Source organism: Acinetobacter portensis (genome assembly GCF_010646905.1).
Lineage (GTDB): Bacteria > Pseudomonadota > Gammaproteobacteria > Pseudomonadales > Moraxellaceae > Acinetobacter > Acinetobacter portensis.
The window spans coordinates 1,204,025-1,228,185 of sequence record NZ_JAAARQ010000002.1; the positions used below are offsets into that span (position 1 = coordinate 1,204,025).

23 protein-coding genes and 1 pseudogene are annotated in these 24,161 nt (G+C 36.1%); 11 read left to right on the forward strand and 13 right to left on the reverse strand.

Annotated features, from left to right (window positions below):
- The first annotated feature begins 101 nt into the window (after nt 1-101).
- Complete coding sequence (locus GTK57_RS05725; protein ID WP_163121848.1) at nt 102-1,013, forward strand: matrixin family metalloprotease; 912 nt, start codon at nt 102-104, stop codon at nt 1,011-1,013.
- Nucleotides 1,014-1,074: 61 nt separating this feature from the next.
- Here the strand turns inward: GTK57_RS05725 and GTK57_RS05730 are convergent, their stop codons facing one another.
- The 3 genes from GTK57_RS05730 to GTK57_RS05740 all read right to left on the reverse strand — a co-directional run bounded on the left by GTK57_RS05730 (nt 1,075) and on the right by GTK57_RS05740 (nt 3,636).
- Nucleotides 1,075-1,434, reverse strand: coding sequence for a RidA family protein (locus GTK57_RS05730; protein WP_152875490.1), 360 nt, complete (start codon nt 1,432-1,434; stop codon nt 1,075-1,077).
- Between the two features lies 1 nt (nt 1,435).
- A complete protein-coding gene (locus GTK57_RS05735; RefSeq protein WP_163121850.1) occupies nt 1,436-2,677 on the reverse strand; it encodes a D-amino acid dehydrogenase in 1,242 nt (413 codons plus the stop codon).
- 89 nt (nt 2,678-2,766) lie between these two features.
- Nucleotides 2,767-3,636 carry a LysR family transcriptional regulator gene (locus GTK57_RS05740; protein WP_152874590.1) on the reverse strand — a complete coding sequence of 290 codons (870 nt, stop codon included), beginning with the start codon at nt 3,634-3,636 and terminating at the stop codon, nt 2,767-2,769.
- Nucleotides 3,637-3,957: 321 nt separating this feature from the next.
- On the opposite strand from GTK57_RS05740, the pseudogene gltS reads away from it, so the two are divergent.
- A pseudogene (gene gltS, locus GTK57_RS05745) lies at nt 3,958-5,107 on the forward strand (sodium/glutamate symporter).
- 232 nt (nt 5,108-5,339) lie between these two features.
- Entirely contained in the window at nt 5,340-5,717 is a 378-nt protein-coding gene (locus GTK57_RS05750; RefSeq protein ID WP_163121852.1) for a hypothetical protein, read from the forward strand.
- 58 nt (nt 5,718-5,775) lie between these two features.
- On the opposite strand, the gene GTK57_RS05755 is transcribed toward GTK57_RS05750, so the two are convergent.
- The 4 genes from GTK57_RS05755 to GTK57_RS05770 form a co-directional block, all read right to left on the reverse strand.
- On the reverse strand, nt 5,776-7,062 hold the full coding sequence (locus GTK57_RS05755; RefSeq protein WP_163121854.1) for a lytic murein transglycosylase: 1,287 nt from the start codon (nt 7,060-7,062) through the stop codon (nt 5,776-5,778).
- Nucleotides 7,063-7,783: 721 nt separating this feature from the next.
- The gene (locus GTK57_RS05760) at nt 7,784-8,905 is read right to left on the reverse strand and encodes a 5-(carboxyamino)imidazole ribonucleotide synthase (protein WP_152874593.1); all 1,122 of its coding nucleotides are present in this window, start codon (nt 8,903-8,905) and stop codon (nt 7,784-7,786) included.
- A gap of 27 nt (nt 8,906-8,932) precedes the next feature.
- A complete protein-coding gene (gene purE / locus GTK57_RS05765) occupies nt 8,933-9,445 on the reverse strand; it encodes a 5-(carboxyamino)imidazole ribonucleotide mutase (protein ID WP_152874596.1) in 513 nt (170 codons plus the stop codon).
- Nucleotides 9,446-9,644: 199 nt separating this feature from the next.
- A complete protein-coding gene (locus tag GTK57_RS05770; protein WP_171500267.1) occupies nt 9,645-9,995 on the reverse strand; it encodes a DMT family protein in 351 nt (116 codons plus the stop codon).
- 234 nt (nt 9,996-10,229) lie between these two features.
- Between GTK57_RS05770 and mpl the strand changes: the two genes are divergently transcribed.
- Nucleotides 10,230-11,594 carry a UDP-N-acetylmuramate:L-alanyl-gamma-D-glutamyl-meso-diaminopimelate ligase gene (gene mpl / locus GTK57_RS05775; RefSeq protein WP_163121856.1) on the forward strand — a complete coding sequence of 455 codons (1,365 nt, stop codon included), beginning with the start codon at nt 10,230-10,232 and terminating at the stop codon, nt 11,592-11,594.
- A 195-nt stretch (nt 11,595-11,789) separates the two neighbouring features.
- Nucleotides 11,790-12,878, forward strand: coding sequence for a zinc-dependent alcohol dehydrogenase family protein (locus tag GTK57_RS05780; protein ID WP_330221019.1), 1,089 nt, complete (start codon nt 11,790-11,792; stop codon nt 12,876-12,878).
- 79 nt (nt 12,879-12,957) lie between these two features.
- Here the strand turns inward: GTK57_RS05780 and GTK57_RS05785 are convergent, their stop codons facing one another.
- The gene (locus GTK57_RS05785; RefSeq protein ID WP_163121858.1) at nt 12,958-13,248 is read right to left on the reverse strand and encodes a GNAT family N-acetyltransferase; all 291 of its coding nucleotides are present in this window, start codon (nt 13,246-13,248) and stop codon (nt 12,958-12,960) included.
- A gap of 44 nt (nt 13,249-13,292) precedes the next feature.
- Nucleotides 13,293-13,580: a GNAT family N-acetyltransferase gene (locus GTK57_RS05790; RefSeq protein WP_163121860.1), complete on the reverse strand. Its 288-nt coding sequence runs from the start codon at nt 13,578-13,580 to the stop codon at nt 13,293-13,295.
- Between the two features lie 186 nt (nt 13,581-13,766).
- Here GTK57_RS05790 and GTK57_RS05795 point away from each other — a divergent pair, with 186 nt between their 5' ends.
- Both GTK57_RS05795 and GTK57_RS05800 read left to right on the forward strand, forming a co-directional pair.
- Nucleotides 13,767-14,963, forward strand: a complete 1,197-nt coding sequence (locus GTK57_RS05795; RefSeq protein ID WP_163121862.1) for a sugar transporter — start codon at nt 13,767-13,769, stop codon at nt 14,961-14,963.
- Between the two features lie 311 nt (nt 14,964-15,274).
- Complete coding sequence (locus tag GTK57_RS05800) at nt 15,275-16,237, forward strand: TerC family protein (protein ID WP_163121864.1); 963 nt, start codon at nt 15,275-15,277, stop codon at nt 16,235-16,237.
- 44 nt (nt 16,238-16,281) lie between these two features.
- Here GTK57_RS05800 and GTK57_RS05805 read toward each other — a convergent pair whose 3' ends face one another.
- The gene (locus tag GTK57_RS05805; protein WP_228720288.1) at nt 16,282-16,848 is read right to left on the reverse strand and encodes a nucleotidyltransferase family protein; all 567 of its coding nucleotides are present in this window, start codon (nt 16,846-16,848) and stop codon (nt 16,282-16,284) included.
- Between the two features lie 137 nt (nt 16,849-16,985).
- Here GTK57_RS05805 and guaD point away from each other — a divergent pair, with 137 nt between their 5' ends.
- From guaD to GTK57_RS05820, 3 genes are all read left to right on the forward strand, one after another.
- Entirely contained in the window at nt 16,986-18,311 is a 1,326-nt protein-coding gene (gene guaD, locus GTK57_RS05810; RefSeq protein WP_163121866.1) for a guanine deaminase, read from the forward strand.
- Nucleotides 18,312-18,524: 213 nt separating this feature from the next.
- A complete protein-coding gene (gene hpt, locus GTK57_RS05815) occupies nt 18,525-19,052 on the forward strand; it encodes a hypoxanthine phosphoribosyltransferase (RefSeq protein WP_152873022.1) in 528 nt (175 codons plus the stop codon).
- A gap of 169 nt (nt 19,053-19,221) precedes the next feature.
- Nucleotides 19,222-19,473, forward strand: coding sequence for a GlsB/YeaQ/YmgE family stress response membrane protein (locus GTK57_RS05820; protein ID WP_152873024.1), 252 nt, complete (start codon nt 19,222-19,224; stop codon nt 19,471-19,473).
- Between the two features lie 60 nt (nt 19,474-19,533).
- On the opposite strand, the gene GTK57_RS05825 is transcribed toward GTK57_RS05820, so the two are convergent.
- On the reverse strand, nt 19,534-20,229 hold the full coding sequence (locus GTK57_RS05825) for a DsbC family protein (protein WP_163121868.1): 696 nt from the start codon (nt 20,227-20,229) through the stop codon (nt 19,534-19,536).
- Between the two features lie 240 nt (nt 20,230-20,469).
- On the opposite strand from GTK57_RS05825, the gene GTK57_RS05830 reads away from it, so the two are divergent.
- A complete protein-coding gene (locus GTK57_RS05830; RefSeq protein ID WP_171522138.1) occupies nt 20,470-20,901 on the forward strand; it encodes an Sbal_3080 family lipoprotein in 432 nt (143 codons plus the stop codon).
- Between the two features lie 36 nt (nt 20,902-20,937).
- Here the strand turns inward: GTK57_RS05830 and mnmE are convergent, their stop codons facing one another.
- Nucleotides 20,938-22,293: a tRNA uridine-5-carboxymethylaminomethyl(34) synthesis GTPase MnmE gene (gene mnmE / locus GTK57_RS05835; protein ID WP_163121870.1), complete on the reverse strand. Its 1,356-nt coding sequence runs from the start codon at nt 22,291-22,293 to the stop codon at nt 20,938-20,940.
- Between the two features lie 91 nt (nt 22,294-22,384).
- Entirely contained in the window at nt 22,385-24,160 is a 1,776-nt protein-coding gene (yidC, locus tag GTK57_RS05840) for a membrane protein insertase YidC (RefSeq protein WP_152873040.1), read from the reverse strand.
- Between the last annotated feature and the right edge of the window lies 1 nt (nt 24,161).

The window sequence follows — 24,161 nt, forward strand, 5'->3', positions numbered from 1 at the left end:
CTAGAATAGTCAAAAAAACCGCGCGAAAGCGCGGTTTTTTTATTCTAAAATTCATATAATTAAGCTACATTATTATTCAAATAACTCTTTGATTTTAAAAAATGCGTGTTTATATACTCATCTTTTTCAGCCTCATTTTATTCTTTTTTATTTATCAAAATAATAAACAACCTCAAGTACGATTAAACTCCCCTATTGATCGGATACTACATCCGACAGATACACGTTTACGATATCGTATTGCAGAAGTAGATCCACGATTTGGCATCAACCATGAGAAAGCCATTCAACTGAGCCAAGAAGCTGCCGCAATATGGACAACAGGTACAGGAAAAGAATTTTTTGTATATGATCCAAAAGCCAAACTCACCATTCATTTTCACTATGATGAACGCCAACAAGAAACCACAACCCGTTTAGCACATGAAAATAACATTAAAAATGATCAAGCATACTGGGATGCTAAAAATCAGGAAGTAAATGCTTTACGCAATGAAATTGATAGGAACGATGCCCTACTCAACGCTAAGAAAGTTGAATATGACATGCAGTTGCAGCACTATAATGAGCAAGTTGCCATGGTCAATCAAAATGGTGGTGCGCCTGCATCTCAGAGAGAAATATTTGCCCAACAGCGACAATTTCTAGAACAGAAGATGAATGCTTTAAAGTTTGAAATTGATGAATATAATCAAAAAATTGCACAATTAAATATGCAAGTTGGAGAGTTGAATAATCTCAATAAGAATATTAGTACATCTATCCAGCATTTTAATTTAAGCTTTCAGCCACATTTATTCGATAAAGGTAATTTTGACGGGCGCAATATCAATATTTTTGAGTTTCAATCTGAAGATGATTTACGCTTAACACTTGCACATGAATTGGGTCATGCTTTAGGTCTTAAACATAATGATGATCCACGAGCGTTAATGCACCCAATGATGAAAGATCAGGACCAAACCAACTTTAGGCTATTACCTGCCGATTTAGCTTTACTTAGAAATCGATAATTTTTAAAACTAAAAATAAAAAAAGCCAACACGAATGTTGGCTATAAAGAGGAACCGTAAATTATTTAACAGCAGCAGTGAGCATCACTTCTACTAATACTTGAGGACGAGCCAAATCTGCTTGTAATGCAGCACGAGCAGGTGCAGCACCTTCAGGCAACCAAGCTTCCCAACATTCATTAAATGCTGTGAAATCTTCCGCAATGTTTTTAATCCAAATTTGAGCCGTCAAAATTCGGCTTTTATCACTGCCCGCTTGTTCTAATAACGCATCAATTTTTGCTAAAACTTCTAAAGTTTGTTGTTTTGCATCTGCATCTAAAGTGGTTGGAACTTGACCTGATACATAAACCAAACCGTTATGTACGACGCAACCAGCTAAACGTGCATTTGCACCAATACGTTGAATATCATTACTCATTTTATTTCTCCAAAGATAAACCATCTAAAGCAATTGGCGATGTTGCTTGGCTAATGAGTTGACTAATAACCATTGCACTACCCGCTGCAAGTGTGAAACCTAAGCTACCTTGACCAATATTCGACCATAAATTTGCGTATTTTGTACGACCTAAAATTGGTGGACCTTTTGGTGTCGATGGACGCAAGCCACTCCATTCTTGAGCAGTATCTACACCTGCTAAATCTGGGAATGTCTTACGAACAGTATCTTTCAAGGCATCCATACGTTCTTGTCGGATATATACATCTTGATAGCCAATATCAACCATTGCAGCAATACGAAGTTGATCGCCTAATTTTGCATATACAATTTTGTTCGCGTAATCGGTCACGCTCATATTTGGAACAATATTAGATTGTTCTGGGAATGGTAAAGTTAAGCTGTATCCTTTTAACGGATAAACAGGAACAGAAATACCCACCATATTGAAAATTGCTGTACTGCCATTACCTGCAGCAACTACAAAATCATCTGCTTCTATACGGCCTTTATTGGTTTCAATAGCCGTAACTTTATTATTCTCAGTAATAAAATCTATGACTTCATGCTCATATAAGCATAAAAAATCTATGCTTTTTTCTAGCTCTTTATACAAAGCTAAACAGAATTTATAACAATCTGCTGTTTCATCATCTGGTGTGTAAATAGCACCAACCAATTCAGAAGCAATACCATTTAACGATGGCTCAAGTGCAATAGCTTCATCACGATTCAATGCTTTTTGTACTTGAAGATCGATACCTGATGCGGCTTTTTTAAATGCATATTCATCACGATGAATCACCATTTTTCCTGATTTTACCCAGCAAAAATCATCAATTTCATCACGCCATTTAGACATAATGCTTTGACTATAAAGTGATAAACGTAAAATGTGATTACCATTTGCAATATTGGCTTTACGGTTACAAGCAAATAAAAACTGTAATAACCAAGACCATTGGAATGGTGAAGCATTCAATTTAAAGTTTAATGGAGAATGTGCTTTACCTAGCCATTGAAGTGCTTGGAATGGAACGCCTGCATCTGCTAAAGGTGCAACATAGCGGTAACTTAGTTGACCACCATTTGCAAAACTTGTTTGGCAACCTACCTGATCACTTGCTTCGACCATTGTGACTTTATGACCAGCTTGAATAAGTGCATAAGCTGTACTTAGACCAATTACCCCACCGCCAATTACGGCTACATGCTTTTTCATTGTTCCATGCTACATGTCCAAAAAACATGTTCATTAAAAGAGAAGAAAACTGCTTTAACAAATGAGTTTTTAACGAGTAGTCATAACTTTTAGTTAACTGAAGGTGTAATTAGCCCAATTTCCGATTTTATCAGCTCAATAAAATCCTCCGTTGCCTTTGTTGTACTCACATTAGCATTTCTTAAAATATAGATGGTGGTGTACAAACGAGGCTTTACTTCATGAATCATTTCTTTAGGTAATGAGTATGCTGCTGTATAAATATCGGTAATGCTACATCCCAAACCTTGTCGAACTAATTCACTTGCCATGTAGTAAGTTTGCACATTGACGATACTTTTATTAAATGTTCTGTACTGCTTAACCACTTGCATGAGTGAATCTGAATCTGGATTAATCCATCTATTTTCATCAATAGAATGAATATCTTGATTTGAACGTATTGCTTGAGAGTCAATATAGACCAATGGAATTTCTAAAATGGGCATTGCAATAATGCCGTGCTGGGTTTGTGGCTGGAATGTGACTGCAATATCAATTTCTCGTTGTAATAATTTTTGCTCCAATGCTTGCGTATGATCTGTGCCGATATTTACGAATACATCTGGATATCTTTTAAGAAATTGAGCAGTCAACTTTGGTATTAGACTCAAACCTAAACTTGGTAAACATCCGAGTGTTATTTGTCCTTGAGTATTCTTCGCTAAGTTATGTGTGAGCTTATTTAATTCATTAATTTTTTCATAAATTGGCTTAATTTCATCATATAAAATATACGCTTCTTTGGTGGGCTGTAATTTCCCTTTCACGCGCTTAAATAGTGCAAAACCAAGACGTTGCTCTGCATGTTTTAGTAATTTACTTGCTGCAGGCTGTGATATGCATAGCGATGAAGCTGCCTCTGTCAATGACCCAAAAAGCATCACTGAATAGAACATTTCTAGGTGTCTAAGATTCATAAGAGAGCACATAACCAATAGTTATAGGTAATCTATTAGAATTCATTACTTAATGTCAATAAACCCTTGTAAATTTGCATCAATTTCGACAGCTAATTTAAGAAAACTATTCATTAGGAGTTGGGCCAATAAATAGTGAATTAAATATGTGTTTAACAATTCATCAATAGCGGATAAGTCTAATAGATCCGACATGAACCCTAAAAAACAATCGTTTTAAGGCATGTAAAGTATCTAATATATTTAAAGGGATAGAAATGATAGTAAGTACAAACCATACATTGCTGATGGCTTGCATTGCATTGGCACTTGGCACTTGGCATGCTTGCAGTAAAGCACACTAAATTTTTACGCAACAATCATATCCCTGAAGCGGTTGTGGGTGGGTTTATCGTTGCAACTATCTTATTCTTGGTTAATAAGATTACAGGTTACACTTTCAAATTTGATACATCTTTACAAAGCCTACTGATGATTACTTTTTTCTCTTCTATTGGCTTAAGTTCTGACTTTTCAAAATTACTCAAAGGTGGAAAACCTTTGTTAATTCTTGTGTTTATTGTCACAATTCTGATTATCACACAAAATATTGTTGGTATTGGCATGGCAATGCTTATGAATGAAGATCCATTCATGGGATTAATTGCTGGTTCAATTACACTTTCTGGTGGACACGGTAATGCTGGGGCATGGGGACCAATTTTAGAACAAAAATATGGTGTTACAGGTGCATTAGAGTTAGCTATGGCGTGTGCAACATTAGGACTTGTTATTGGCGGCTTAATGGGTGGACCAATTGCACGACATCTTATAAAAAAAGTGAAGGTACCAAAAACAACTGAAGATCAAAAAAAATAAAATTGAAGAATCATTCGAAGCACCTAAAGTATCAAGAGAAATTAATACTAAAAATGTTATCGAAACAATTTTTTTACTGAGTATTTGTATTGTTGTCGGTACTTATATTGGTGACTTATTAAAAGATAGCGCATTCTATTTACCTACTTTTGTATGGTGCTTATTTGTCGGTATATTCTTACGTAATGTACTCAATCATTTGATCAAGAAAAATGTGGCTGAGCCAACAATTGATGTTTTAGGGAGTACAGCTCTTTCTATATATTTAGCAATCGCACTCATGTCTTTAAACTTCAGCCAATTGGCGAATATGGCTGGGCCAGTCCTATTAATCATTATTGTTCAAACAATCGTAATGGGCTTATTTGCATGCTTTATTACCTTTAAATTGATGGGTAAAGATTATGATGCTGTCGTAATTAGTGCAGGACATTGTGGTTTTGGTATGGGCGCTACACCAACGGCTATTGCCAACATGCAAACGGTAACTAAAACTTTTGGTCCATCACATAAAGCGTTTCTAATCGTACCTATGGTGGGTGGATTTATTATTGATATATCAAACAGTATTTTTATTAAATTCTTTATCAGTATTATTGAAAAAATCACATAAATATTCGAATTCTATTCAATATTTTTGATTAATTTTCTAAATGAAATAGCCCTATAAAATTAGGGCTATTTTTTATTTTCTATTCTATTAAAAAATTTAAAATATAACTCACAATCACTTTATATAAATTGATTTAGCCTTAAATAAGACGGAATCAACCTATCTTGTTTTCAATTTCTTGAATAATACGATTCGTGCTATTGTATGGGCAGATTATTTAGAGGAGAAGGCTGTGAGTTACTATCATATTATTTTGGAAGTAAACGATCATATCAGCACGATTGAAGAAACTCGTGATATTGAACTATTCGATATTGTTGAACTTCAGCCGTATCTTCACTCAATTTTATTACCTTATTTCAATGAACAAATCCTTGAATTAGATGACGATAACATTGAGTTTAAAGATGTTTTACATCTAGAAATCAAACAAACACTATTACCAATAAACGACTTAATAGAAGAAGAACAACGCCTACTTCCAAGTGATACAGACGTAACAATTACAGCTTATGAAGTTTTCAATAATCGCAATTTAAGTATAGACATCACATCTGCTGTTTTCGATTTATTAGATGCTGTAAAAATTGATCCAAATGCGACACTTTAATTCAAAGTTTAAATAAAAAAGGTCTGCATATGCAGACCTTTTTTTTATTTGTGTTTTCTTATTTCATCATCTTTTTTGCATTTTGATCACGAATAGCTCGAAGAATAAGTTGCCCCGCTCTACCTGTTGGACTCAAACCAAAATGCATTTGTTCCTGACGAATGGCTTGACGCGTTTTATCACCAATTAAGCCATCAACATCACCAATTGAATAACCTCTACTCAATAAGTAGGCTTGAATTTCACGACGTTCGGTTCTTGACGTACCCGCATCATTGGTTGGCCACTCTTTGACAAAGCCACTTGCACCTTGTAAACGGTCAGATAAGTGCGCAATTGCAAGCGCATAACTTTCCGCAGCATTGTAACTATAAATGGCATCAAAGTTTTTAAACACCAGGAATAATGGACCATTTTCACCCGCTGGTGACATTAAACCTGCTTGTGAACTTTCAGCTAAATTAGCTTGAATTATAGGACTGCCATCTGCACGCACAACGCCTCTTTCAACCCATGAAGAAAGCGATTTTTTATTGCGACGGCTTTCACCTGAAATTGAAAAACCTTCAGGTACTTTAACCTCAAAACCCCATGGTTGACCTGTTTGCCAACCACGTTTTTTTAAGAAATTTGCTGTAGATGCTAAAGCATCTGTCGTACTGGATACTAAATCACGACGACCATCACCATCAAAATCGACTGCAAGTTCTTCATAGGTAGATGGCATAAATTGCGTATGACCAAATGCACCTGCCCAAGAGCCTTTCAATTGATCTTGCGTTAAATCACCACGTTGTAAAATTCGCATGGCAGCGAAGAACTCACCACGGAAAAAGCTTTGGCGACGACCTTCGCAACTCAAGGTACCTAAGGATTGTAATAAATCATTTTTGCCCGAAATACTGCCATAGTTACTTTCAACACCCCAAACGGCCACCACAGTTTCAGCAGGTACACCATACGTTGCAGAAACTTTGTTTAATACATCACGATGTTGTTGGATTTTTTGTTTACCAAGCTCAATACGTTCAATATCAACCAAACCAGACAAATAGTCCCAAATTGGCGTAGAAAATTCTGGTTGATAATTCAATTTTTCAATAACTGAATAATCTGGAGTTAAATTTTGCGTATAGCGATCAAAAGTAGAACTAGAAACACCAGAATTCATCGCCTGAGTTTTTAGATTTGCGATGCACATTTGAAAATTATTAGAAGCATTCAAATCTAATATTTTTTGCTCCGTCGTATTTACAGCAACAGATTGACCATTAATGACAAGATCGGCTTGAACCTGAGTTGTTAGGAATAAAGTAGAACCTAAAAGAAAAGCAATATTACGCATATTATCCCGATGCATTTTTGAATTTAAATTATGACTTAAACATACCACCATCAAAGGCAAAAAATAGAAATAAATCGTAAATTTAAATTCATTTTTCTCCATTTTAAATTCATATTTCAGTTTTGAATTCAAAAAAATTAGATTTTTGCGATTTTTAAATTTAAACCGTGTGTTTAGAGCGCCTTTTTGAATTTAAAAATAGTATTTTTGAAAAGAACTTTGAATTTAAATCATTATTTTAAATTCAAATCTCAGAAATTAAATTTAAATATCTAGAGTTATCCACAAGCAACCGCACTCCAGAGCAGCATCTTTGAATTTAAAAACCAATGTTTTAAATTTAAAACAGTCCTTTTAAATTCATTTTTAAGCATTCAAATTCAAAAATAGGCAGTTTAAATTCAAAGTTCGGGTTTTAAATTCAAAACACAAATAACTTTAAATTCATTTCTTGTTTTATAAATTCAAAAGTTTGAATTTAAAGTTTTATCGCACTTCATTTTGCCTAAATCAAAATGAAGTGTTTTAAATATTTTTCTAATTATTAAGCTTCTTTTTAGGTTTCTAGATTGTTATTTACTTTAATATATTGATTATTTTTAGATCAATCATCTTCCGACAAAAGGTGTGCTTCCTTCAAAGAGGCGCAATCATGCCCGAAGTGTAGGCATAAAAAAAGCGGTCATTTACATGACCGCTTTTTTAACATTCAAACTTTGGTTTAAATGCTCATATCTTCGCTAAGTGCGAGTGGGTTCGGTAAAATTTTCGCCAATTTACGACATAAAGTTGTAAGTTCAGCGCTGTCATTTGGCATTAATGTAATATGACCAATTTTACGACCTTCACGCTCAATTTTGTTATACAGGTGAAGATGAGCACCTTCCAGTGCCAAAACATCTTCAGACTTTGGATATTGACCAATAACATTCACCATCACCGTAGGGCGTACAACGTCTGTTGAACCTAAAGGTAAGCCTGCAACCGCACGAATATGGTTTTCAAATTGAGAGCAAACTGCGCCTTCAATTGACCAATGTCCTGAGTTATGAACACGAGGTGCCATTTCATTGGCATATAAACCTTTATCTGTCACAAATAGCTCAAGCGTTAACACACCAACATAATTCAAATGATTCAGCAGGCGAGTGATGTAGTCTTGTGCTACAGGTTGTAGATCTGCACTATTTGGCGCAGGTACAATTGAGTGTGACAAAATACCATTGTGATGATGGTTTTCAGCCAAAGGCCAAGTTTTCACGTCACCGTTTTGTCCACGTACTGCAATAATTGAAACTTCACGAGAGAAAGTTACAAAGCTTTCTGCAATGAGTGAGCCAGCAGGCCCAAGTTCCGCCCAAGCTTGATCAATTTGATCTGCACTACGAAGAACAAATTGACCTTTACCGTCATAACCACCTGTTGCAGTTTTTAAGACGATAGGCAAACCAAGTTCAGCAACCGCAGCTTTTAAGCTTTCTAATGAATCTACTGCGTTATACGGCGCAACAGGAATAGCTAGCTCATCGAACAATGCTTTTTCTGAAAGACGATGTTGTGCAATAGCCAAAGCCTGACGTGGTGGGTGCAATGCTTTACTTTGAGTTAAAACATCTACATCTGATAATGGTGTATTTTCAAATTCAAGGCTAAATACATCTGCACTTTCAATGAATTGTTGTAATCCATTTTCAGCCTTTGTCGAGATGACTTGACCTAAAGCTGCTGAAGGGCAATCTGTGCTTGCTTCAAAAAATGTACATTGAATATTAAGTGGTAATGCGGCTTGTGCCATCATACGACCTAATTGACCACCACCAAAAATACCGATGGTTTTATTCATAGCGTTTTTCCCGTATTAAGCTTGGCTTTAAATTTGACCTGGAATATTTTTGCTCGCTACTTTTTCAGTTTGCGCTGCACGAAAATCTGCGACATTTTTTGCAATTTCAGGGCGTGTTAAACCTAAAATTTGTGCAGCCATAATTGCTGCATTTGTTGCACCTGCTGGACCAATTGCAAGTGTACCCACAGCAATACCTGCTGGCATTTGTACAATTGAAAGCAATGAATCGACACCGTTTAAAATAGATGATTTCACAGGTACACCTAGTACAGGTAAATCAGTTTTTGCCGCACACATACCTGGTAAATGTGCCGCACCGCCTGCACCCGCAATAATCACTTGAATACCACGATCACGCGCAGTTTCAGAATATTCGAATAAACGATCTGGAGTACGATGTGCAGAAACAACTTCAGCTTCAAAAGGGACACCAAGCTGCTTAAGCATATTGGCAGTGTGTTCTAGAGTTGCCCAATCCGATTGAGAACCCATAATAATTCCAACGAGAGGAGTGTCTTGAGAAGCGGCCGCATTCATTGCAAATTTTCCAGAGATTAAAGATAGAAGAGATAAATCTCGACGAGAGAGCCAAGCTTTAATAAGAGCCACATATTATAGACTGAATTTTCATCTCAATAAAATTTAACGGTCAATGCAAAGTATGATTTTTATTATTTTTTTATTAAAATTACAAAAAATTAAACAAAAATAGGGAAGTAGCAAATGCTATTTTTTGCTACTGACTTCGGAATACAAAATAAACACAACCAAATAAGCATAAACCTGCCCACAAATAATCAAGTTTAAAGGGTTGTTTAAATAGAAAGATCATAAATGGTACAAAAACCAAAAGCGTTACCACCTCTTGGGTGATCTTCATTTGTCCCAAAGACCAACCATGTTGCGCAAGCATACGCGTGGCAGGAATCATGAAACTGTATTCCAACAGCGCGATCATCCATCCAAATAAAATGGCTTGCCAAAGCGGAGCATCATGTAAAAATTTTAAATGACCATACCAAGCAAGGGTCATAAAACAGTTCGAAATAATAAGCAGAATTAAAGGCAAAGACATCGGAGATATCATCCTAAAAGATTGTCGCTATTGTACAAATTTCTGTGTCGATTTAATGCACTTTTATTGATGATTTTTTTTGAATAATTTTGCTGTTTTTGATTGTGAAAAACTCCCTATTTGATACAAGAAAAACTATCTTTTCAGGTATAGCCTTGCTATCGTTGCTTTTAAATTGAATAAATCATGACAACAGCACAAAAATCAACGTGATGTGTCAAAAAAAGAAGTGGAGTAAAACGTATTATGCATCTGCATATTTTAGGTATCTGTGGCACATTCATGGGTTCTTTAGCATTACTTGCACGTGACCTTGGTCATACAGTTACGGGTTCAGATCAAAACGTTTATCCACCAATGTCTACGCAGCTAGAAAATGCAGGCATTAAGCTCATGCAAGGCTATGACCGTAGCCATTTACAACCGCATCCAGATTTGGTGATTGTGGGTAATGCCATGAAGCGTGGTATTGATGCTGTGGAATATATGCTCAATGAAGGTTTACCGTATATTTCAGGTCCTCAATTCCTTGCAGATCACGTTTTACAAGGTAAGCATGTATTAGGCGTTGCAGGTACACACGGTAAAACAACAACGACGACTATGTTGGCTTGGGTGCTTGATCAAGCAGGTTTAGAGCCAGGCTTTTTAATTGGCGGTGTACCTTTAGGTTTCAGTGAAAGTGCGCGTTTAGGTGGCGGTAAATACTTCTGTGTAGAAGCTGACGAATACGATTCTGCATTCTTCGATAAACGTTCTAAATTCGTGCATTACCATCCTAAAACAGCCATTTTAAATAACTTAGAATTTGACCATGCCGATATCTTTGATGACTTGGCGGCAATTCAAAAACAATTCCATCATTTAGTCCGTACCATTCCAAGTGAAGGTCGCATTATTGCGCCTATTACTGAAACCAATATCGATGAAGTTTTAGAACAAGGCTGTTGGACACCTGTGGTTCGTACAAGTTTAGATGCCAATGAAAAGTCTGAACTTTATGCAGAGCAATTATCTGCCGATGGTTCTCACTTTAAGGTTTTACAACACGGCGTTGTAAAAGGTGAAGTGAAATGGACAATGACAGGGCAACACAGTGTAGCGAATGCTTTAGCGACGATTGCTGCCGCAGAACATGTAGGCGTTTCAATTGAAACTGCATGTGAAGCTTTATCTAATTTTGGTGGTGTAAAACGCCGTATGGAACTTTTAGGCACTGTACGTGGCATTGAAGTTTATGATGACTTTGCACATCATCCAACGGCAATTGATACAACACTAGAAGGCGCACGTAAACGTTTAGGTGAACGCAAACTTTGGGCAATTATTGAGCCTCGTTCAAATACCATGCGTATGGGGAGCCATAAAGATGGTTTAGCGCATTCGGCTCGTTTGGCTGATGAAGTGATTTGGTACCAACCTGAAGGTTTAGATTGGGACTTACAACCTGTGATTGATGCTGCGTCAAATAAAGCAGTTATTGCACGCACTTTGGATGACATTATTACTACTGTAGTAAATGAAGCAGGTGAGGGCGATGCGGTTGTGATTATGTCGAATGGCGGTTTTGGTGGTTTGCATCAAAAATTGATTACAGCGTTAAAAGCTTAATTTATTGCCTTTTTAAAAGCCCGCGAATGCGGGCTTTTTTTATTATAAGTTTTAACAATAATTTAAAATATTTAAGGAAAAATATCACGCATTAATCCCTATTTTTTATATGTATTTAATTTGTACATATCATTTAATAAAGATAATAATAGATTAGATTAAATACATCACTTATCAAATAAATAAGGAAGAAAAATGATGACTAAAACCACAATGAAAGCCATGGTATATCACGGTGCCAATAATTTACGTTTTGAAGAACGCCCACTCCCTAAAATTATAGACTCTACCGATGCCATTATTCGATTAGAAAAAATAACGATCTGCGGTACAGATTTAGGTATTTTGAAAGGGAAAAATCCTGAAATTGAAGAAACAGTGAAAGCAAATCAAGGACATTTTGATGGGCGTATTTTAGGACATGAGGGTATCGGGATTATTGAAGAAGTCGGTAATGGCGTTAAAAACTTTAAAAAGGGTGATCGTGTCATTGTTTCTTGCGTGAGCCGATGTGGTACATGTGAAAACTGCCAAAAACAACTTTATTCGCATTGCCGAAATGAAGGTGGATGGATTTTAGGATATATGATTGATGGTACGCATGCAGAATATGTTCGCACACCATTTGCAGACAATTCACTTTATTTATTACCTGAAGGTTTAAACGAAGATGTCGCTGTATTTTTATCTGATGTATTACCAACAGCACATGAAATTGGTGTGCAATATGGTGATGTAAAACCAGGAGATACTATTGCTATTGTAGGCTCAGGACCTATTGGAATGGGTTGCTTACTCACTTCACAATTTTATTCACCATCACAAATTATTGTTGTAGATATGGATGATAACCGTCTAAAACTAGCCAAAGAACTAGGTGCTACACACACCATAAATTCAACTAAAGAAGATGCAATACAACGTATTTTAGAAATTACCAATGGTCGCGGTGTTGATTGTGCAATGGAAGCAGTCGGAATAGAAGCGACTTGGAATGTTTGCCAAAACATTGTTAAAGAAGGCGGACATATCGCCAATGTTGGTGTACATGGACAAGCTGTTAGTTTTGCACTCGATAAACTTTGGATCAAAAATTTAACGATCACCACAGGTTTAGTCAATGCAAATACAACTGGCATGCTTTTAAAATCATGTTGTTCGGGCAAATTACCACTTGAAAAACTAGCAACACATCATTTTAAATTTCAGGATCTTGAAAAAGCATACGACGTGTTTAAACATGGTGCGGATGAAAATGCATTAAAAGTGATTATTGATTTTTAAAGCGATAAGTATTTTATAAAAAAGAAGTCCTTAAATAAGGACCTCTTTTTTATTGCAACGTAAATGAGCAATTAAAAATTTAAGATATATATTTAATATCCGCTAAATTCTTATCACGTCTAAACATCACTTCAACATAAGAACATGTAGGTAAAATTTTTATATTTTTTTCACGTGCAAATTCCACTAAAACATCAAGCAACTGACGTGCAACACCTTGACCACGCAAAGAATCATCAACCCATGTATGGTTCGCAATAACCGTATGTGGATTACTCCAAACATACGTAATTTCAGCTATTCTTTCCCCAGTATCATCTACCGCAAAAAACTCACCCAATTGACCATTATCTTCATGTTGAAACTGCATAGTGAATCTCTAAAATATAAGACTAAATATGAAATACCAATATATTAACCAAATAACACATCATGAATAGATGAATCTTTATTAAAAACAGATTTAGCAAAAGGGCACAAAGGTAAAATTTTCACACCTTTTTCACGCGCATATTCCACAGCACTATTCACCAAAAGACGACCTACATTTTGCCCGCGTAATTCATCTTCCACATGCGTATGATCAATAATAAACTTATCTTCACCTGCCCATGAATAGGTCATTTCTGCCAAATGATGACCTTCTTCACCAATATAAAATTCACCCTTAGAACCATTCTCAACATGTTTAATTTCTAACACTTTTCTATCCTTTAAATTATTCTTAATTTAGAAAGTGCCACGTTTCTTTTTTTCATACTGTTAATTTTTATTATCTGCATATCAGCCACGTCACAGACATTCTTAATTTTGAGTCATACAACACTAACCTTAACTTCACCATTAAATAAGTCTACAATTCACACAAACCTTCTTCACTATTTTTATATGAAAACTTCCCCCATAGAAGCAGAATCACAAACATCCAAACAATGGATTTGCGTGATTACACTGGCTTTTGCTGCTTTTATTTTCAATACCACAGAATTTGTACCTATCGCATTATTAAGTGATATAGGTAAAAGTTTTGCTATGCCCGCCACCGATGTAGGCATGATGATTACGCTATATGCTTGGGTAGTTGCACCTATCTCTTTACCCATTATGTTGCTCACAAAGAATATCGAACGACGCTTTTTACTCATTGCGCTTTTTGTTGTTTTTATTGTGAGTCACATTCTGTCTTATTTTGCATGGAGCTTTACCGTATTACTCATTAGCCGTATTGGAATTGCATTTGCTCATGCATTATTTTGGTCAATTACAGCTTCTTTAGCAGTTCGTGTAGCACCCAAAGGTAAAGAATTCCAAGCTTTAGGATTACTCGCGACAGGTACATCTTTAGCGATGGTTTTAGGAATTCCTTTTGGGCGAATGATTGGTGAAGCCTATGGTTGGCGAAATACATTTGGTTTAATCGCCATTTGTGCTACAGCTGTCTGTATTACGCTTGCGAAAACTTTGCCATTATTGCCAAGTATAAATTCAGGCTCTATCAAAAGTTTAGCGAGCTTTGTAAAACGCCCAAGCTTAATGATGGTCTTTGCTTTAACCATCATCATTATTACTGCGCAATTTACGGCATATAGTTATATCGAACCATTCTCACTGAATATTGCACATTTTAGTTCTGCTCAAACGACAGCATTACTTTTAATATTTGGCGGAGCAGGCTTTTTTGGCTCGTATTTATTTGGCAAATTTGGTGCAAAATTCCCAAAACTTGCAATTCCACTCAGTACCCTTTGTTTAGCACTCGCAATGTTGTTATTACTTCCTTTCGTAGGTGAGTTTATTGCTCTCAGCGCGGTTTGCATGTTTTGGGGCATGGGCATTATTGGTTTTAGTCTTGCACTTCAAGCAAAAACCCTTAATTTAGCTTCCGATGCAACAGATGTTGCCATGGCAATTTATTCAGGTTTATACAATGTCGGAATTGGTGGTGGTGCTTTATTAGGTGGCATTGTCAGTACGCATTTAGGCTTAAGTTATATTGGTATTATTGGCGGTGTGATTGCTGTTTTAGGGACACTATTGGCTTTAATATTAGTCCGCCGTGCAGACTTTATGCCAAATAAGGTTTAATCATTTTAACAAGTGAGCATTTGCAGATGGATTAAAAATCTGTCATTATTCGTGCATATTTGGATTCGTCCAAAACAAAATTAAGTTGAACAAGGGGAGTAGCCTCCTCCAAACGTTAAACAATCATTTATGAATATTTAACGTGTCAGAATATCGTCATTACACTTTGCAAAAAGTCGGTATCTGAGCATCTTTTTATAAATACAAAGATGTAGGCAAGACCTTGATCATGTTGTTACAGATGTTTTATTTCATCTGGCGACTGGTCAAGGTTTTTTTATGGCTGGTTGTTAGATGTGGAGAATTCCCCCATGGAAACAATTGGTACTTTATGGCTGTATTTAGCATTTTTCGGCATTGTTGCTGTCATGCTTATTATCGACTTTTTAGGCTTTAAACAAAAACAAGGTCAAGACGTCAAAATTAAAACCGCTGCATACTGGAGCCTTGCTTGGGTTTCTGTTGCGACCTTATTTGGTGGCGGTTTGTGGTTATACCTACAACAAATTGCGGGTGTAACCGTCGCAAACACCAAAGTCATGGAATACTTTGCAGGTTACTTACTCGAAAAATCACTCGCAATTGATAATGTATTCGTTTGGCTGATGATTTTCGCAGCCTTTGCTATTCCGCCTGCGTTACAACGCAAATTGCTTTTATACGGCGTATTAGGCGCAATTGTTCTACGTACCATCTTCATTTTTATTGGGGCTTGGTTTGTTCAAGAATTCTCATGGATCCTTTATATCTTCGGTGCTTTCTTGGTTTATACAGGTTTCAAATTCCTAAAAGGACAAGATGATGACCCAAATATTGAAGATATGGCGATTCTAAAATGGCTACGTAAACACATGCGTATTACACCAACGCTAGAAGAAGACAAATTCTTTGTTCGTCAAAATGGCATGCTTTGGGCAACACCTTTATTTTTAGTTTTAATATTAGTAGAAGCATCTGACGTTATTTTTGCCGTCGATTCTATTCCTGCAATTTTTGCGGTAACAACTGATCCATTCATTGTATTAACTGCAAACTTAATGGCAATTTTAGGCTTACGTGCAATGTTCTTCTTGTTGTCTGGCGCGGCATCTAAAATGCATTATTTGCCTTATGGCTTAGGTCTGATTTTAGTATTTATTGGCTTTAAAATGCTGATGCTTGATGTTTTCCATATGCCAATTTGGATTTCACTTGGGTTCATAATTATTACTTTAACTGTAACGGCTCTTTTGTCGATTCGACACAGTAAAAAATATAACGAAACGACCTTATAAACCTAAAATATAATGGATAAAAGCCTTCCTTTTGGAGGGCTTTTTTAATCGATTAATTTTAATTTTGACCATTTTTCTAAAAAATTCTTTGTTTTTAATCTGTATAAAAATACTTGATGACTGACCAACGTCTTATTCCAACGCAACTTCAATTCAAATAAGTCTGCCAATCCAAAAGGTGCAACATATTCTATTTCGTTTTTGTCATTTAAACGAACCGCAACAGATGTTGCCGTTTCGGGCCATAAAGACAATGCATGCTCAATTGAAGTTAGAGGTGCAATACTTTCTCCTGTATCTGTTTTATACCAAGTATGTACCAAGGCTTGATTGGTTATATCCCACTCCATATTGGGAAATATGCGCATCATTTCTTTTTGCAAATTTTTTGCATGATTTAAAGGATTTTTTTCATCGTAGAAAACAACATCAACTTCCGTATTTTCTAAATCATAAGACCGATCATGTAAATGCGCCCAAACCGTATTCCGAATAATACCTGCGGCAATATAAGCATGTGGTTCTAGCATCTTTAAAGTCATTAGAATCTGCATGATTGTTTGGTTTTTAGATAAAATTTCTTTCAAATTTTCAGAATATTTTTCTTCCATTTTCATCACCTTCATACTCACTCAGTTTTTAAATCATGATCTTATATTTTCAATTGGTAAAGATTATGCGATGAATCATGGAAGAGTTCATTTTTTAAGTTACAATCAACTGAAAAAAGTACAAACATAGGGTTTATATGTCTTCAATTATCTCCTCTACAGCCATTCGTGGTCGTTTTCTCGATATTCAAAATACAGTTTCAAAAGCGTCCGATATCGACCAAGCTGTTCGATATATTGAAGATGGTTTACTCATCACTAAAAATGGAAAAATCACATGGTTTGGCACTTGGGAAGCAGGGCAGGCTCAACTTAATTCAGAGATGAACCTTCAACATTATCCTGATCAGCTCATTGTCCCAGGCTTTATCGACACGCACATTCATTTCCCGCAAACAGAAATGATTGGTGCATACGGTGAACAGCTTTTAGAGTGGTTAAATACCTATACATTCCCTACAGAAATTCAGTTTGAAGACAAAGACTATGCAGACAAAATTGCGAAATTCTTTGTTAATGAACTGCTTAAAAACGGTACAACAACAGCTCTCGTTTTCTGTACCGTACATCCTCAATCTGTAAATTCTTTATTTGAAGCCGCAGAACAACACCAAATGCGCTTAATTGCAGGTAAGGTGATGATGGATCGTCATGCACCTGAAGCACTTTGTGACACCGCAGAAAGCGCATATACAGACTCTAAGGCACTCATTGAGAAATGGCATGGTAAAGGTCGCAACTTGTATGCAATCACTCCACGTTTTGCGCCAACATCTACACCTGAACAACTAACCGCAGCGGGCAAGTTAAAAGCTGAATTCCCAGATGTCTATGTGCATACACATTTAAGTGAAAACAAAAATGAAATTGCATGGGTGAAAGATTTATTCCCCGAGCAAAAAGGTTATTTAGATGTGTATCATCATTATGGTTTAACAGGCTCACGCTCTGTATTTGCGCATTGTGTGCATTTAGAAGATGAAGAGTGGGATTGTATGCATAAGACTGATTCTGCAATCGCATTTTGCCCAACATCAAACTTATTCTTAGGTAGTGGTTTATTTCCACTGAAAAAGACTTGGGAAAAACAAGTAAAAGTAGGTTTAGGCACAGATGTAGGCGCAGGGACATCATTCAACCAATTACAAACCCTCAATGAAGCCTACAAAGTTCAACAACTGCAAGGCGATAAATTATCTGCATTTGAAGCGCTTTATCATGCAACTATTGGTGGGGCAAAAGCCTTAGATTTAGATGAAAAGTTGGGGAATTTTAATGTCAGCAAAGAAGCAGATTTTGTTGTTTTAGATTTAAAACCAACAGCAATTCAAGCTTTGCGTCAGGCACGTGCTAAAAACATTGATGATGCTTTATTTGCATTGATGACCATGGGTGATGACCGCAATATTCATAGTACTTATGTCTTTGGTCAATTGGCTTATAGCAAAAGTAATGCTCAATAAAGAATGTCTTTCATCTTTTTGTTTGTTAGGTGAAATTTACTGATTGTTCTATTTTAATTTGTGATTAATTCACAAATTGCAAAACAATGATTACATTCCAAACAGGCAAAAGGGATGCATCTCAACCCTAGATGTATTAAAATTAAGATATATATGAGGTGTTGCTGGTCAACGCCTTTTTTATTTTTATATTTTCTCTTTAGGTATCTACCCATGACCGTTCAAATGAGCGTAATGATTTCCACAGAAGAAATCCAAGCTAAAGTTAAAGAGCTTGGTGCACATATCGATGCACACTACGCAAACAGTGACAAAGAATTAGTACTTGTAGGTTTATTACGTGGCTCTGTGATTTTTATGGCAGATTTGTGTCGCGCAATAACAAAGCCGCATGAACTAGATTTTATGACGGTATCAAGCTATGGCGGTGGAACCGTATCTTCAAAAGACGTTAAAATTTTGAAAGATTTAGATGGCGAAATTCGTGGTAAAGATATTCTTGTTGTTGAAGATATTATTGACTCAGGTAATACCTTAAGCAAAGTTTTAGAAATTTTAAGTACACGCCAACCCAATTCAATTGAACTTTGCACTTTAGTGAGCAAACCTTCACGCCGTGAAATTGACTTAGATGTTAAATTTTTAGGTTTTGAAGTCGAAGACAAATTCATTGTGGGTTATGGCTTAGATTACGATCAAAAATATCGTCACCTTCCATTTATTGGTGAAATTGGTCTTTAATTTAAATTTTGATAAAAAAGTGGCGTAAGCCACTTTTTTTTATTCAAACATTTTGGAGAACAAAAAAACAACAACTTTCGCTAAATTTTTCTTTCCTCTTCATGCTTTTTGTTTAATGATAGATTTACAAACTTTTATAAAATAAAGATAAATTACAAGGAGAACCATTATGTGGTCACTTATCGTTGCAATCGTCATTGGTTTTGTTGCAGGTTTAATTGCTCGTGCTATTCACCCAGGTGAAGATAAAGCAGGATTCTTTGTGACAGCTGCATTAGGTATTGCAGGTTCATTACTTGCAACATACGGCGGACGTTTCCTTGGTTTATATCCAGAAGGATCTAGTGCAGGCTTTATTGCTTCTGTTATTGGTGCAATTATTATTTTATTTATTTACAACCTGATTGCCAAAAAATCTTAATCAAAAAAATAAAAAAGCACCTCATTTAAGGTGCTTTTTTTTACATCTTTTATTTAGGTTTTATAAACCAAATTCTTTAAAAATTTGTTCAATTTGTTCCGCAGGATAAGCACCTGAAACTTTAAAACCATTTGAGAAAATAATGGTTGGCGTACCACTAATACCCAAAGTACGCGCTAAAGCAAGGTTACGGTCAATAGGATTCTCACATGATTTATTTCCTGTTGGTTCATAACCTTTTGAAATTAAATCATCCCATGCTTGTGCAGGATTTTTCTCACAGAATATTTTTTTAGACGGTGCAACAGATTGTGGCTTAAATGCTAAAACAAAAATATTAATCGTGACATTATTTAGCTTTTTAAGTTCTGCTTCCAATTCTTTACAATAAGGACAATTTGGATCTGTAAATACAGCAATTTGTCTTTTACCATTTCCTTTCACAACTTTAATTGCATCATTCAATGGAAGCTTTTTCCAATCTAAACTAGATTGTTGAATCACTAAGTTTTTGGTTAAATTCTGCTTATCTTTCAAACGAACCATTGAACCTGCCAGAATATGTTGGGCATCATCATTTAAATACACAATTTGCCCATTTAAAGAACCGCTATAAATCCCTTTCATTTCTGTGGCTTGAATATTTTGAACATTCACATCTGGATTATTCTTCGCTAAATTTGTTTTAACCGTATCTACATTAGCAAATGTAAACGTCGATATGAATGCTGTTGCAAGAAGTATGGCTTTTTTCATTTTATGGTCTTCGCATCTATTAAATTAATTTGATTTTACCGTTTCTAACTTCCTACTGTGTTTGATTTTTTTATCTCAACCTACATTAAGCATAATTTATTTTTTGTTCCACGTGAAACAATAACTTTTCATCTTAATAAAAGCTTAAAATTGCAAGATAAAATAAATTAAGCAATTGAAATATATAATTTATTTTAAGATAATAAAATTTCAACTATTAATACAAAAACAGGGAATAATGTGGTCAAGAAACTAACCTTTTTGAGTTTAATATGCGGTGGATTAAGTGCCTGTACATCTATTCAAGTGAATAACACTGAAGGTTTTCAAGCAAAACATCTTCAGAAAATTTGTATTATTCACAATCCTAAAGTCATTATTGATGGCTTTGAAACAACCATGATTCAAAGCTTTAAAAGATATAATATTCAAGCACAAGTTTATCCTGAAAGTGCAAAACCTGTATTTTGTGATGTCACAATGACATATACAGCCTTACGAACATGGGATGTTGTGACCTATTTAAGCTCCGCTCAATTTACATTGTATAAAGACAACAAACAGGTTTCTGAAGCAAAATTTCATTTAAAAGGGAAGGGTGGATTCGCTTTTAATAAATGGCGATCTACCGAAACTAAAGTAAATGAATTAGTCGACGAATTATTAAAATAAAAAAAAGCCCTCAATTGAGGGCTTTTAAAAATCTAATTACTTTCCAATACAGAAGGATCCAAAGATTTTCCCTAATAAATCATCTGCACTAAAATCACCAGTAATTTCACCTAAAGCGTTTTGCGCTAAACGAAGTGACTCAGCAACCAATTCACCTGCGTTGTAAACAACAAGTTGCTCACGTGCTTCCGCCAAATATTCCTGAGTGCGCTTCATTGCATCTAAATGACGTGTTCTTGCAATAAAGGTGTCTTCTTCAGGTTGGAAGCCTGCATGTGCTGTAATCGCATCTATAAGCGACTGAACACCTGTTTCTTGTTTAGCTGAGACAGCGATATGACGGAAACCTTGATAATCTAAAATTTCAGCCGATTTTCCTGTTAAATCGCACTTATTACCAATCAACATTAAACGCTTTGGCTCAATATGATCGGCAAAATATTCTTGTGCGAGTGCTAATGGATCCTCACCTTGGCTTAAATCATAAACAAGCAATAATAAATCTGCTTGTTCAATTTCTTTAATCGCGCGACGAATACCTTCTTTTTCGACAATATCGCCTGTTTCACGTAAACCAGCTGTATCTGTTAAGGTAATTGGTAAACCATTTAGTGTAATTTTTTCATGTAAAACATCACGTGTTGTACCTGCAATATCCGTCACAATGGCGCGTTCAATACCCGCCAAAGCATTTAATAATGAAGATTTACCAGCATTCGGTTTACCCGCAATAACAACTTGTAAACCTTCACGCAATAACTGACCTTGACGAGCAGATTGCTGAACGGCAGTTACAGATATCGCAACACCATCCAACAGATTTAAAATTTTACCATCAGCCAAGAAATCAATTTCCTCTTCGGGAAAATCAATTGCTGCTTCAACATGTAAACGCAAATGAATAAGCTGTTCTAAAACTGCATTCACTTTTGTTGAAAATGCACCTTGTAATGAACGCACAGCAGAACGTGCAGCAGCTTGCGATGTTGCATCAATTAAGTCTGCAATAGCTTCTGCTTGAACTAAATCGAGTTTACCATTTTCAAATGCGCGCATTGAAAATTCACCCGCTTTTGCAGCAATTGCACCAAGCTCAAATAAACGCCCCAAAAGTGCATTTTGAATCACAGGACCACCATGACCTTGCAACTCAACAACATCTTCACCTGTAAATGAATGTGGATTTGGAAAACAAATTGCTAAACCTTCATCCATTACCTCATGATTGGCATCATAAAACTTACGAAAACCTGCATAACGTGCTTTATCGAGTTTTTTTTGCGTAAATGCTTCTGCAATTTCATATGATTTTGGACCCGATAGGCGAATCACACCAACGCCACCACGACCAGGTGGTGTGGCAATAGCAGCAATTGTGGTTCTGTTTTGCATAAAATTCACCTAAAAATCTCAAAGTACAGACAAATAAAAATCCGCCTAAGATTACCATCTTAAGCGGATTTATTCAGCTATTCAGCAATGCTTAGTTTGCTGGATTTGCCTCATCACGTTTTGCACGGTCTTTACCAACAGATTTGTTGATTAAACTTTGCTGCAAAATAGTAATACTGTTGTTACAGATCCAGTAAAGTACAAGACCTGCTGGGAAGAACAACATAAATACAGTGAAGATAATTGGCATAAATTTAAATACTTTCGCTTGCATAGGATCTGCAGGCTGAGGATTTAAACTTTGCTGAATGAACATCGTAGCACCCATCAACAATGGAAGGATAAACCATGGATCCATTGCAGATAAATCTTGAATCCAAGCTAACCAAGGCGCATGGCGAAGTTCAACAGATTCCATCAATACCCAATACAACGCAAGGAAGATTGGCATTTGAAGCAATAACGGTAAACAACCAGAAAGAGGGTTTACTTGTTCACGTTTGTAAAGCGCCATCATTTCTTGAGAGAAACGCATACGGTCTTCACCAAACTCTTCTTTCATGCGTTGCATTTCTGGTGCAATCACACGCATTTTCGCCATTGAGCGATAGCTCTTAGACGATAAAGGCCAAAGAATAAGTTTCACAAGAACTGTCAATAGAATAATTGACCAACCCCAGTTTCCAACAATACCGTGGAAGAATTGCAAACCTAAGAATAAAAGTTTAGCAATTGGCCACAACCAACCATAATCTACAGTTTGGTTTAAACCTACTGCCAAGTCTTTTAATTCAGATTGAATTTTAGGACCTGAATAGAAAGTCGCATCTACTTCAGCAACAGTACCCGCAGGAACATTAATTGCTGGAGAAGTAAAACCAATGATATTCATATCATCAGAAGATTTACGAGATTCTAGTTTTGCTGTGAAAGCTTGACCTTCACCTTGAGTGAGTTTGATATCACCAGGAATCCAAGCACTAACAAAGTAATGCTGAACCATAGCAACCCAAGCATCTTTCGCATCAACACTTAATTTTTCTTCATTGAAGTTAGCAAATTTAAGTTTGTTGTAATGCTCTTCAGGCGTACCCCAAGCTCCACCTAAGAATGTACCTAAAGTAAAAATACCTTGGTCAGACTTACCTGGATCTTCTGAGTTGTCACGTTTGAGTTGACCAAACATTTGACCTTGCCAATTGCTTGCACTGCGGTTAATCACTTTATGATTAACAACAACAGGGTAATCACCTTCTTTAAACGTGAAGGTTTTAATGATTTCAATACCATCAGCAGTTTTGAAAACCATAGGAACAGTTAAAACTTTAACTGCTTTACCATCTTTATCTTGTGTTGCTTTAGCGTCGGCTAAGCTATAAGACGCTTTTTCAAACTCATATACAGGACGACCGTTACGGCTACTATCTGGGCCATTTAGACCAATTAATCCAGATTGCGCAACATATGTACGTTTTGCATCGCTTTCCAGCATTACAAACGGATCATCGCTGTCTTTATTTTTGTCATGATTGAGTAATTCAACACGAACAATATCACCACCCTTAGGATTAATCCAAAGATGATAAAGGTCAGTTTGTACTGAAATAAGTTGTTGACTTACAGGTGCTGTAGCATCCGAAGTTTGTTGCGTAGTAGCAATATTTGCTTGTGGCACATCAGTAGCAGTTGCTGCTGTAGCCGTTTGACCATTTGGCAAATCTGCAGATACTTCGTGTGTAACTTGAGCGACAGCAGCTTGCTGTACTTTAGGTTCCACATGTCCATAATCTTTTTGCCAAGCCAAAATGAGCAAATATGCGACAACAAACATAGCTCCTAGAATGGCAATCCTGGCCCATTGTTGCATA